We start from the raw sequence: 12,009 nt of genomic DNA, 5'->3' as shown, positions 1-12,009 counted from the left end.
AAAAAGCCACAGCAAAATGTATTATTTATGGATTGAATTTTTTGTTAGTGCTTAAAGGAAGACCTCCCGTTAATTCGATAAATAAATGGCTTTTTGCCCCATTAGCAGGAAATTCTCCTGCTATATTCGTCAAATAGGCCCATTTGGTGAGGATATGCTGAAAATAACAGGAGTTTTTCCATCTAGTGGCTTTGAGAGCAAATAATCGTTTTAATTAGCGGGAGTATTTCCTGTTAAACGGCTTAGCAGCTGCTAAGTTACCTCAGATAGGAACGCCAAAAAACAAAGGAGCAGCCATCTCGGCTGCTCCTTTGTTTTGCGAATCCATTGTTTGAACTTCCACCCACCATCAATACTTCAGCTTCAATAAATTGCGTTCCGCAATGAAGGTCGTTGTATTAAACAGCAGCAGGACATCCTCAATCCCGTTGGCTTCCATGTAGTCACTAATATTGCCGTTATAGTAGCGAATGTCGATCACATGGATATCCTCGACATGTTGCGTCAGGAAAGGGAGGAAGCTGTGCGCATATGAATCTTTAATGACAAGCAGCTTCTTCTTATCGGCTTGCTTCGGAGGAAGCTCGCTGTGAAGCGTCATTAAAGCGTGCACGCCGCCAAGAAAATACGAGTATTTATCCTTCTTTTCCAAATAGCTCGAATCATACATGGTCGTAAAGGTTTTGTCCGTATCAGCCACGTACATGTCTGTTTTCATTCCGTTTTTAGCTTTGTAGGCTTCAATGGAATCAGGTGTTAAACCGCTGAACTGACCGCGAGTATGATAGCTGCCTAGAAAAGAGTTGGTAACGGTCTCGATGTCGAAATCCTTCTCGGCCATTGGCGTCCAGCCCATCTTCTCCGCGTAAGTAACATAGGCTAGATAGGCGCCATAAGTCGTCCAGTGGTGGTCTGTTTTGTAATAAAGCGGTCTGCTGCTGCCGGCTTCAGGCTTCAGAAATTCGAATCCGTCGATAAACGACAAGCTCCCTTTAACCTGATCGGCAATAAAGCTGTTTACCTTCGTTTGCGGGTAAGCATCAGCCAGCCATGGCAGCCGTTCTGGATACAGGCCAATGGAGGTCGGAGCAAGCATAAAGGTGATGTTGGCGTTAGGATGGTTTTGTACAAACTTCTCCACCGCAGCAGTGTATTCTTCTATATCTTTATCGTTCGGTTTATTAAATTTCTCGAACAAATAGCCGTCAGAGCCTTTGTAGATGCCGTTATTTTCCTGCTGCAGGCGAAGCTGCTCAAATACAGACTTCGTCCATACCCAGTTGGTTCGGAAAGGAAAATGATCGGTTACGTAGTTTTCCGTATCATCGGCAAACTTCTTAGACCAAAGATTATCCCAAGTCAGCTCAGGTGACTTCTGGAGCGTGCGATTCTCAACGTCCGAGAATGCTTGTACGGGCAGTAAAAAAAATAATAACGACATAGCAAATAGGACACCGACGAAACCCCACACAAAAACGTGGTCCGTCTTCTTGCTCAAAACCGCCAGCCTCCTTTTACATTAAAAACGGAAGTAAAGAAATGGGTTAAACGTCGCATCAACCAAGTAAGCAACGGACATAAAGAACAACAAAGCATGCCAGCCAAGCTGTAAAACGGGTCGCGTACTTCTGTTTTCCTTGAGCTTGCGCTTAGGCAAGGATGCGAGCACTAATAATACGAGTAAAATTGCATTTGTGTACAACAAATAGAAAGTTTCATTGTTCCATAATGGCTGGTCATTGGCGCCAAACATAGCAGCAAAGTAAGTACCCATATTTCCTAAATCGTCAAAGGCAAAGAATACCCAGCCGATCAAAATAAGCAGCAGCGCATACATATGCCTAACCCAAGCTGGCATTCGCTGCAGCAGCTTTAGTCCAAACCATTTCTCGAACACAAGAACAACGCCGAAGTATAAGCCCCAAAGTAAAAAGTTCCAGCTGGCTCCATGCCAAATACCGGTCAGCAGCCATACGATCATAATGTTGCGAAGCTGTATCCACGGACCTTTGCGGTTGCCGCCAAGCGGTATGTACACATAGTCGCGGAACCAGGTGCTGAGCGATATATGCCAGCGGCGCCAAAAATCAGTAATGCTTTGTGCCGTATAAGGACGATTGAAGTTTTCGTTAAACCGGAAACCAAACATCATGCCTAGCCCAATGGCCATATCGGAGTAACCGCTGAAATCAAAATAAATTTGGAAAGCAAAGGCGATAATGCCGAGCCAAGCGGTAAAGGCAGGCATCGTATCTGCTCCTGTGCTTGATATCGTATTCCATAACAGTCCGATATTGTTTGCGAGCAGCACCTTTTTCGCTAAACCGATAATAAATCGTCTAACGCCTTCAGCGAACAGCTCGATGTTCACTGTGCGATGGCGCAATTGCTCCGCAATTGTAGAATATTGCACGATTGGTCCTGCGACCAATTGAGGAAACAAAGCGACAAACGTACCGAAATCAATCCAGTTGCGTTGTGCCTTTGCTGTACCTCTATAAACATCAATAATGTAGGACATCGATTGAAAAGTATAAAAGGAGATACCGATTGGCAACGCCAGTTCAGTTAATGGTATTTGTGTACCTAATAGTGCATTCACATTGTTAATGAGAAAATCAGCGTATTTAAAATAACCAAGCAAGGTTAAGTTTACGACGACAGAGGCGACGACAATCCATTTCCGCTGCAGGCTGCTCCGCTTCGGGTTGCTAAGAGCAAGTCCGAAGCTGTAGTCAGTAACCGTCGAGAGCAGCATAATTGCGATGTACACGGGCTCGCCCCATGCGTAGAATACGAGGCTTGTGGCGAATAAAACAAAGTTTTTAATTCGCCACGGAGACACGAAATACAGCAGCAATACAGCAGGCAGAAATAGAAATAGGAAAAGTAGACTGCTGAATACCATATTGCTTATTTTTTAGCGAAGTAGGAATCGAATTCAGTTACAAATTTATCCGCTTGTTCAGAAATGACGAAAAAGACGTGATTGCCTTTCGCTACAAGCTTGTAGTTTTTGGCGTTTTCGTACTGATCCGGCAAATAAGTTTCAAACGATTTTTGAACATCCGCAGCACGTTTCTTGATTCCGTCCTCAACAGCAGCAATATCTTTAGCATCCTTCACTTTGAAAACAGCTATTTCATTTGTTTTAACATTCATTAACGGTGACATAATTGTATATTCTTCCAGAATAGATGGGTCGAAGTAATACATTTGTTTCACCATGTCGCCTGTCATTTCTGCTAGCGCGGGTTGTTCAATTTTGGCCAACATGCCGTCAACCATCTCTTTTGTCGTTTTTGTTGTTACGAACTGCTCTTCTTTGTTGCCTGATGTATTGGAGTTAGCTCCTGAATTTGAGTTTGAACCTGAGCATGCCGTCAGCACCAAACCTAAAGCAATGACAAGCATAAATGCAAAATATCTTTTCTTCATCGTAATCAATCTCCTCGGTGTCATTTTTGTTATCAAGTTTAAAAACGGAAAATATTAAGTTAATGTTGCAGGTTTAATTATTATGGTAAAAAATAACGTTAATAATTCATAACAATATGATTATTTATTTAACGAGAAAAATGAGTGATTACGCGGAGTTTTTGCCATAGAGGAGAGGCTTGACCATGAAGCAGCAATGCTTTTCGATATATCGATGGTCAAGCTCTCACAAAAAAACGAGGTCGATAGAGTGGACTCAAAAATAGAAATTCGATTTAAAATGAAAGCTGGATGAACGCTTGATACAAAAAGCAATTACGAAGTCTTCGAATTCGAATAAACGCGATCCTCGGAATTGCCGAGCACGAGCTCACATTGGCCTGCAGCTGAAAGCTTGTCCAAATAGGCTGCCACTGCAATATAGATGCCAGGTTTTCCGGTAGACATTCGTATATCTTGTACAAGCTTCTGTTCAATTAAGAAGTTAGAGATCGCTAATGCGCTGATACGTCCGTATTTAAGAGCATCATCAACGACACGTTGAGCCGGCTGTGACAAATAAAAGGGACTTGAAGTTTTGGCATTCGAGCTGCTTAGCTCAGATTCTCGCATTGCGGCAGCGCCTAATTTTTTGCCAGCCTCCTCGAATGCAAACGCATCTTGGTTCACCGGAGGCTCATCGAACACAAACGCGCCTTGGCTCTCCTCAATCTCATCAAAGACGAATGCGCCTTGACTGTTTTCGATTTCATCAAATACAAATGCACCTTGGCCATCATTGGAATTGTCAAAGCTGAGTACGCCTTGCGTTACTTCGTTATCTCCAAAATCGAAGGAGCCTTGCGAATGGTTTGGAGGGTCAACAGGCTGATTGCTGTTCTCCATGATGTCCTTGTCAGAACGGTAGTCGCTATGCAGGTTCGGGGTCTCCGGTATTTGCTGTTCATCGTCTTCTGAAGATGATTGATCATAGAAGGTTAAAGCGGCTGCTATTCGCTTCTTCCTGCTCGCTAGGTCCAGTTCATGCAGTCTTCTGCGGATACGGGACAGCTGTCTCTCCAGCAGCGGAAGATTGGCATCGATATGTGCTTGAATGTCGGCAGGTACTTCAAGCTCAGATGGCAGCGGCAAAAAAAGATGCTGATCGAGCTGCCAGCCATCTCTATATTTGCATAACATTTCATTCATCTCGCCATCGAGGATGTCGAAGCCTTTCATAATATCCGATATGGCTTTCGCATCAATTCCGGTATGCAGCTGTAAATGCTCGATACCGAAGTAGCGAATCGTATTGGTAGGGAGATGAAGCACCTGATGCTGGTAGCGCAAGGAACGGCCGCATTCACATTTTGTATGAGGAGACACTTCACCGCTATCGGTGAACCCGATATAGTCCCATTCTTCAATAAACGATTCAATATCCTCGAATTCAGCATCCTCAGGAATGAACTGGCATTTTTTTCGGGCAAGCTGTCGTGCGAACAACGTTCTTCTGCCTCTAACGAGCTCATGGTGCAAAAAATGACGTTGCTCCTCCGTGAGCGTTCCCATTATGTTATCGCGCTGCTCCAGCGACATCTCGTATTTCATAACACACCTCTATTCCGTCTAAAAAGGGAGTGAAGTCCCCCTTTATTGCATACTTTATTTATTCACATTATAGATGGGGGAGCACAAGAAGTCATTAGCGATGCCAAACTATACAACTCATTACCCGTTTTTTCATAATGTTCAATCCGCAACCTTAAGATTTGTTGCTAAAAAAACGAATTCGTCCTATCAGGATTTGAAAGTGTATAATATAAAGAAGCTGAGGTTGTATAGATTTTATTTCATAATAAAGGCAGGTCCTCATACTTATGTCCAGCAAAAAAGAGAAAATTGAAGCTCCTAAAATATCAAGCGAATTGCAATCTTTAGACGTTCCTGATTACGAATGGGCGGATGAGATTGAGATTAGCGACAGCATCATTCAAGACAGCGGTGTTCATAATCAATCGGCTTATAAGCCTTGTTTTGATCGTGTGGTGTTTAATAACGTATCGTTTCGGGCGACAAGCCTGCGAAAAGCGGAATTTACCGATGTTCGTTTTGACAACTGCGATTTATCAAATATCGATCTAAGCGAAGCGGTATTTCATCGGGTCTCCTTCCATAATTGCAAGCTGCTTGGCATGGATTTGACAGGCTCAATGCTGCGCAACGTAAGGTTCGAGCAATGTGTGGCGGATTATGCGGTACTGCGCTTCACCAATGCCAAAGGCGTTAAATTCGACAAAAGCTCGTTAGCCAAAGCGGACATGTCCAATATGACATTAGCTAATTTCTTTCTGCATGAAACAAATATCGATCAAGCGCAGCTTTCACAGACGAAGCTTGGTGGCATCGATATTAGCAGCTGTGAATTTAACAGCTTAGGCGCGTCGCTAGAGGATTTGCGGCGCTGCATCATCTCGCCTGCACAGGCGATTACAATGGCGACGATTTTTGGGCTTGTTGTGAATGATGGAACATAATGGCGAGCAGTATACCAACGCCTAAATGGTAACAAAGAAGACCACTGCGTACGAGCAGTGGTCTTCTTTTTGCATGGGAATGATTTACTTATATATCGTGTCGTGATACAATCACATCATGATATATCGAGATGCGATATAACATGGGGTGATATACACTTTCAGTAGTTCCACACAAAAGGAGCCGAGTCACAATGGAGAAATTACTTCGCAATTATTTGCCTATGTCGGAAACGGCTTTTTATATTTTGCTGTCGCTTATAGAGACTCGTCATGGTTACGGGATCATGCAGCATGTAGATGAACTAACGAACAACAGAATTCATTTAGGCGCCGGGACTTTGTACGGAAGCTTGTCGCGCATGGAAAAAGACAGCTTGATTGAAGTTGTGCTTGAAGAGGATAGGCGTAAGTTTTATCGCATCACGGATGACGGTAAAACCTTGCTCAAACTAGAGATGAACCGGATTGGAGAGCTGTATCATAATAGTTTAAAAGTGGAGGGGAAACTTCATGAATAACGAGAAACGGGTGACGAAATGGTGGGTAAGCTGGGATTCGGAAAAAATAGAGAGATGGCTTGAGCAAGAGGAAGCTGAAGGATGGCATCTGAGGAAAGTAAGCGGCAATGTCGTTCGTTTCCATTTCCAGAAGGGTGAGACTAGAAAGCTAAGATATTGCCTCGACTATCAGATGAACAAAGACCCAAACTATGTGCAGCTGTTTAAAGAAGCAGGCTGGGAGCTCGTATATTCCGGCGCAGGCTGGTATATTTGGCGAATGCCCTACAGTGAGGTGCGGCCTGAAATCTACTCCGATCTGGACTCTCTAATTGATCGCAACAAAAGAATTTTGTCTCTGCTTTCAGTCGTATTATTCGCACAGTTTCCCATTATACTGATAAACATTTTTCCGTTACAAATGTTCAACCCATGGTCATTAATCATTTTAGGTTTGTATATGATCGTTGTTGGGTTGTTTGTTTATGGTATTATTCGTATCGTTTCCAATAATCGAATGCTTATCAAGAGACGAGATTTGCATAAATAGCACAGAAGTAGAGGCTGCCCGCGGGCAGTCTTTTTCTTTTTCACATGTGTGCACATCGTTTTGAGCAGGTGAAAAAATCAAACCTGAGTGAACATAACCGCTTCGTTTTCGGGAGAATTAGGCGGTCTAATGGAAGTTCATTGCTGTCTAAATTGTTCAGTTGAAGAGACGGTACACCTAGGCTAACATTCATGGAGACGTTCTAAGCAGCATGATCTGCAAACGCATACATAAAGAGCGATACCCAAACTAAAGGAGGAATTCAATTGTTGAAAAGAAAGAAATGGCTGTCTTTGGCGCTATGCTTCTCTCTATTAGCAAGTTTTCTAACCTCGCTTGCCCCTGTAAACGCAGCAAGTGAAGGGCTAGAGGAAGCTTTAGCTGTCACCGACGATTTTACAGAGCAGGAGCTGAAGGATAACGATTATATTTTATATTTCGTTAATGCAGGTGATTCAACCCCGAAGACGGTTGAAGGGAACGACAAGCTGGGCTTGTATAGCTCGGTTACGGAGCAGGTATATGGAATGGATCCCCTAACATCTAAATCATGGGGCTTGGTGACGACAACGAGCGGCACAAACGTCTGGGATGCAGCGACCAAATCCGGATCGTTAAGATATTATAACGGTACGCAGGTTAGAGATAAGGCACTGGCTTATGACTTTGAGCTGCCAACAGGCGAATATGACGTGACCTTTGGCTTCAATAATCCGTGGAGCGGAAGAAGCGTGAACTTGCTGCTGGAAGGGAATAACGTTTCTGGCGGTGATTTTGCAATTGGCGGTGAAGGGGCTGAAAAATCGGTTACTTATCGCAAAATCGGCGTTACCGATGGGATGTTAAACGTAAGGATACAAGGGCCGGCAACAGCTGCGCTCTCAAACTATAACGATCCACTCATTAATTATCTCATCATTAGACAGAACAGAACGGTTCCACTTTCTGATTTAGATGACAAGATTGCAGCAGCAAGAGCTGAAGCAACAAACACGAAATATACGCCATTCAGTCTCGCAGTACTGAACGAGGTTATTCAAGAGAGTGATTCCATACTGCAATCGCTAGTGGGCAGCGGTGCAGATATTACGGATCTCGCAATTCAGGAGCAGATTATTTCGGCTATCGCAGCATTATCAAAGGCGATATCAGAGCTGGCGGTTAAAGAGACATACAATTCTTTTAAACCCGGTGCGGTTTGGAGAGATACGAACGGAGCGCTCATTCAAGCGCACGGCGCTGGCATGATGTTTGATGAGAATACACAAACCTATTACTGGTATGGCGAGGATAAAACCTATGGTTATTTGCCTGCCAGAGGGGTAAGGGTTTACGCGTCCAAGGATTTGTACAACTGGGAGGATCACGGACTCGCCCTGACAGCGATCGGTTCGATAGATGACTTTGAGAATGATCCGCTTATTTCAGAGCTATATGCTGGTCGGACAGATCAAGCCGATATTTTGAACGACATCGGTACGGATCGCATCATCGAACGTCCTAAAGTCATTTATAACGATCATACAAAAAAATATGTGATGTGGATGCACACGGATGGCCCAAGTGAGACATCGACAGCCAACTATGCGAAAGCAGAAGCCGGCTATGCGCTTAGCGACTCTCCGCTCGGACCTTTTGTCTATCAGGAGAGCCATCGCATGGACCAAGCGCCTAAGGGAGCAACTGATAACGGCCAGCCAAACCAGCCAGGCATGGCTCGGGATATGACGTTATTCAAGGATGACGACGGCACCGGTTATTTGATTTATTCGAGTGAAGAAAATTTAACGATGTACATCTCCAAGCTCAATGATTCGTATACAGATGTTGTTGGTTGGCATAAAGACGGCAACGAAGAGCGAGATACGGAGTACAAGGGAGTGCATGGCGAGGACTATGTGCGCGTATTCCCGCTTGCTCAGCGCGAGGCACCGGCACTATTTAAGTACCAAGGGAAATATTACATGATTTCATCCGGTGCGACGGGCTGGGCTCCGAACGTGGGCAAATATACGGTTGCTGACAGCATGATGGGACCGTGGAAAACGATGCGCGATGTTGCGCCTGGAAGCTCAACGACCTTTGGCTCGCAGAGCACTCAAGTGATTACAGTAGACGCGGCTGCGGGGAAATTCATCTATATGGGTGACCGCTGGAATCAAAACGATCTTGCGAATTCCCGCTATATTTGGCTGCCGATTGAATTTGGTCAAAATGATGAAATTGCACTTCAATGGCATGATGAGTGGTCGCTTGATTTGCTCGACAGCATGGGGAAGGTGCAATTGAATACTCCGCTTCCTACAAGTACAACAATTGGCAAAGCGCCAGCACTTCCGACTACTGTACAAGTGACCTTATCGGATGGAACGGTGAAGGATACGCCGATGAGCTGGAGCATAAATGAAGCGTCATTCAAAATTCCGGGGACGGTGCGCGTCAGCGGCAAGCTGACTGAGCTCTCCAATAAAATAATCGAACATCAGATGTATGTCATTCCAGAGGGCAGTACTTATTTTGTTCATGCAGGCGGTGCGGAAACGTCAGATTATAAAGATATTGCTCAATTGATTGGCGAAGATCATTTGCTAAACGGAAACGTTATCGATCAGAAATACGATCCGGCGAACAATCAAACTTGGGGTTATATCGGAGACAATACGCTGACATCCGGTACGAACAGCGGCAATATTTTTGATGGATTGCGTTATTTGAAAAGCAATGCCGGCAATGATCTCTCGTACCAATTCGACATTGATAATGGAAGCTACGATGTTTATGTAGGCTTGTACGATCCGTGGTCCCAGTATTCAAACGGCAAACGGATAGCTGATGTTTTGCTGAACGGAACGGTGAAAACAAGCGGGTATGTTTTCTCCTCAGCAAAAGATGTGCTTAGCTATGGCAATGTAGCCGTTGATAACGGAAAGCTGGAGCTGACGGTGCATCGAGCGGCGAATGCAGGCGCCACCAGTTCCGATCCGCAAATTAGCTGGATTATGATAACGGATAGCAAAGGCGATGTTGTTGAGACTCCTACAGAGCTGATTGTCCATTATGACATGAGCAAGTTGGAAGGCACGTCGGTCATTGACCAGACTGGCAAATATAATGGCAAATGGATTAACCCTGCCAACGCGGAGTGGATTAAGACAGATGCAGCAGGAGCCATCAGCTTTGCTGGCGGCAATACAAGCTCTTATATTGAAATGCCGCAGGGTATTTTGGATGGGCTGACGGATGTCACGGTATCTGCCCTTGTCAATTGGAAAGGCAAGAACAGTGCAGAATGGCTGTTTGCGCTTGGACAAGGCGATACACATTATTTGTATATGACGCCAAAATATAATGCAGACAACACGGCGCGATTCGGTATCGCAACGAATGGGTGGCGCAATGAAGTGGCGACGAAAGCGCCGCTGCTCCAATCAGATGATTGGAAGCTCGTTACGGCAGTAATGTCGAGTACAGAAAACAAGCTGTCGCTGTATGTAGACGGCCAGCTAGTTTCGTCTGGTAATGCTGGCGGCTTTACTCTCGATCAAATTAACAATAAAAACGGCATCAGCGGTTTTATTGGAAAATCCTTTTATGCGGGAGACGCTTATTTTGGCGGTATGATCGCAGACTTCCAAATCTATAATGGCGCACTTCTTGCCTCTGAAGTGAGCGAGCTTAATGTGGCGGCAAATGAGAAGCTGGCAAGCATGGAGGTGCTGCTGCTTCAACATGCGGCCGATCAATTAGACGACCTGAGCTTCCTTGGGGAGAATAGCAGCAAGGATGCAGTGCTGACGGATCTCGAGCTGCCAACGACTGGATTGCATGGAGCAACCATTACTTGGCAATCAGATAATGAGTCAATCATTAGTAATAGCGGTACTGTTGCACGGCCTGTTTTTGAAAATGGAGATCAGATTGTAACACTGACCGCTGTTCTATCAGATGGAAAATCGACTGTAACAAGAACGTTCACGTTTACTGTGTTAAAGCAGCCGGATACGGCTGTTCATGTAACAGGAATTACGGTGAACAAGGATGCGGTTATGCTGAAGGAAGAAGAGCAGCTGCAACTGAATGCAGAAGTTGCACCGCTGAACGCGGATAATAAAGCCGTGTTATGGTCCAGCGATGCAGCAGCCATTGCATCAGTCGATACAAACGGCATTGTTACAGCTCTAAAAGAAGGAACAGCTACCCTTACGGTTGTGACGGTAGACGGTGGATTTACAGCTAAGGTTGTCGTAACGGTGGAGAAAAAGAAGGACACTGGCGTAGAGCCTAGCCCAACTCCAGATCCAACTCCAGATCCAACACCGAGCCCTAGCCCGGACCCTACACCAAGTCCGAGTCCAGATTCAACGCCTAGTCCGACGCCAAACCCTGGAACAAACCCAACGCCAAGTCCGGTTCCAACACCGAGCCCAGAACCAGAGCCGCATTTCAAGGATACAGCAGGGCACTGGGCAGCAGCATCGATTAACAAGCTGTCGGACCAAAACATTTTGGGCGGTTTTCCAGATGGCAGCTTTAAGCCGAATCAGGAAATGAGCAGAGCGGAATTTTCAGCTGTTATTTACAGATTGTTAGGCCTCAAAGCAGAAAGCAGTGAATCTGGCTTCGGAGATATTACGCCGACGGCTTGGTATAGTAAATATGTGAATGGCTTGTATGCCGCTGGAATTATAACTGGTTTCGATGATGGCAGCTTCAAGCCGAATCAGGAAATGACGAGAGAGGAAGCATTCGTTATTTTGTATAGAGCGGTTAAAGATCAAATGATCGTTGCCTCCGGAGCGGCCAAACCATCCTTTGCGGATGAGCCCAGCTTGTCCAGCTGGGCAAAAGAAGCGATAGCAGCATTAACGGAAGCGGGTATCATTAAAGGTTATGAGGATGGTTCAATCAGGCCAAAGGAAAAGATTACACGCGCCGAGATTGCATCGATTGTAGCAAACTTCGTCAAATAGCAGGCTTAACGCGAGACATCCCAAAATAAGGGATG

Annotated in this window: 8 protein-coding genes; 4 read left to right on the top strand and 4 right to left on the bottom strand. The window is 45.0% G+C overall.

The features are described from left to right. Window positions 1-349: 349 nt before the first annotated feature. The 4 genes from AC1DOV_RS23770 to AC1DOV_RS23755 form a co-directional block, all read right to left on the bottom strand. Entirely contained in the window at window positions 350-1,498 is a 1,149-nt protein-coding gene (locus AC1DOV_RS23770; RefSeq protein ID WP_477551240.1) for a DHHW family protein, read from the bottom strand. Between the two features lie 21 nt (window positions 1,499-1,519). After that, complete coding sequence (locus tag AC1DOV_RS23765; RefSeq protein WP_477551239.1) at window positions 1,520-2,908, bottom strand: MBOAT family O-acyltransferase; 1,389 nt, start codon at window positions 2,906-2,908, stop codon at window positions 1,520-1,522. 5 nt (window positions 2,909-2,913) lie between these two features. Continuing rightward, complete coding sequence (locus AC1DOV_RS23760; protein ID WP_477551238.1) at window positions 2,914-3,438, bottom strand: DUF4358 domain-containing protein; 525 nt, start codon at window positions 3,436-3,438, stop codon at window positions 2,914-2,916. 315 nt (window positions 3,439-3,753) lie between these two features. Further along, window positions 3,754-5,028 carry a DUF3895 domain-containing protein gene (locus AC1DOV_RS23755; RefSeq protein WP_477551237.1) on the bottom strand — a complete coding sequence of 425 codons (1,275 nt, stop codon included), beginning with the start codon at window positions 5,026-5,028 and terminating at the stop codon, window positions 3,754-3,756. Window positions 5,029-5,297: 269 nt separating this feature from the next. Here AC1DOV_RS23755 and AC1DOV_RS23750 point away from each other — a divergent pair, with 269 nt between their 5' ends. The 4 genes from AC1DOV_RS23750 to AC1DOV_RS23735 all read left to right on the top strand — a co-directional run bounded on the left by AC1DOV_RS23750 (window position 5,298) and on the right by AC1DOV_RS23735 (window position 11,974). Next, window positions 5,298-5,954: a pentapeptide repeat-containing protein gene (locus AC1DOV_RS23750; RefSeq protein WP_477551236.1), complete on the top strand. Its 657-nt coding sequence runs from the start codon at window positions 5,298-5,300 to the stop codon at window positions 5,952-5,954. Between the two features lie 194 nt (window positions 5,955-6,148). Beyond that, entirely contained in the window at window positions 6,149-6,475 is a 327-nt protein-coding gene (locus AC1DOV_RS23745; RefSeq protein ID WP_339205035.1) for a PadR family transcriptional regulator, read from the top strand. Then, complete coding sequence (locus tag AC1DOV_RS23740) at window positions 6,468-7,004, top strand: DUF2812 domain-containing protein (protein WP_441880795.1); 537 nt, start codon at window positions 6,468-6,470, stop codon at window positions 7,002-7,004. Before AC1DOV_RS23745 ends, AC1DOV_RS23740 begins: the two co-directional genes overlap by 8 nt. A 266-nt stretch (window positions 7,005-7,270) precedes the next feature. Beyond that, window positions 7,271-11,974 (top strand): S-layer homology domain-containing protein, encoded by a 4,704-nt coding sequence (locus tag AC1DOV_RS23735; protein ID WP_477551235.1) that lies wholly within the window; start codon window positions 7,271-7,273, stop codon window positions 11,972-11,974. Window positions 11,975-12,009 lie beyond the last annotated feature (35 nt).

The sequence above is a fragment of the Paenibacillus sp. 01T47 genome (assembly GCF_056398245.1).
Note: the sequence above shows the minus strand (reverse complement) of the source record. Positions and strands in the feature narration are given on the sequence as shown.

Excerpts from the sequence above, each read along its gene's own strand:
- AC1DOV_RS23765 (WP_477551239.1), bottom strand. The coding sequence starts at position 2,908 with ATGGTATTCAGCAGTCTACTTTTCCTATTTCTATTTCTGCCTGCTGTA.
- AC1DOV_RS23760 (WP_477551238.1), bottom strand. The coding sequence starts at position 3,438 with ATGAAGAAAAGATATTTTGCATTTATGCTTGTCATTGCTTTAGGTTTG.
- AC1DOV_RS23755 (WP_477551237.1), bottom strand. The coding sequence starts at position 5,028 with ATGAAATACGAGATGTCGCTGGAGCAGCGCGATAACATAATGGGAACG.
- AC1DOV_RS23750 (WP_477551236.1), top strand. The coding sequence starts at position 5,298 with ATGTCCAGCAAAAAAGAGAAAATTGAAGCTCCTAAAATATCAAGCGAA.
- AC1DOV_RS23745 (WP_339205035.1), top strand. The coding sequence starts at position 6,149 with ATGGAGAAATTACTTCGCAATTATTTGCCTATGTCGGAAACGGCTTTT.
- AC1DOV_RS23740 (WP_441880795.1), top strand. The coding sequence starts at position 6,468 with ATGAATAACGAGAAACGGGTGACGAAATGGTGGGTAAGCTGGGATTCG.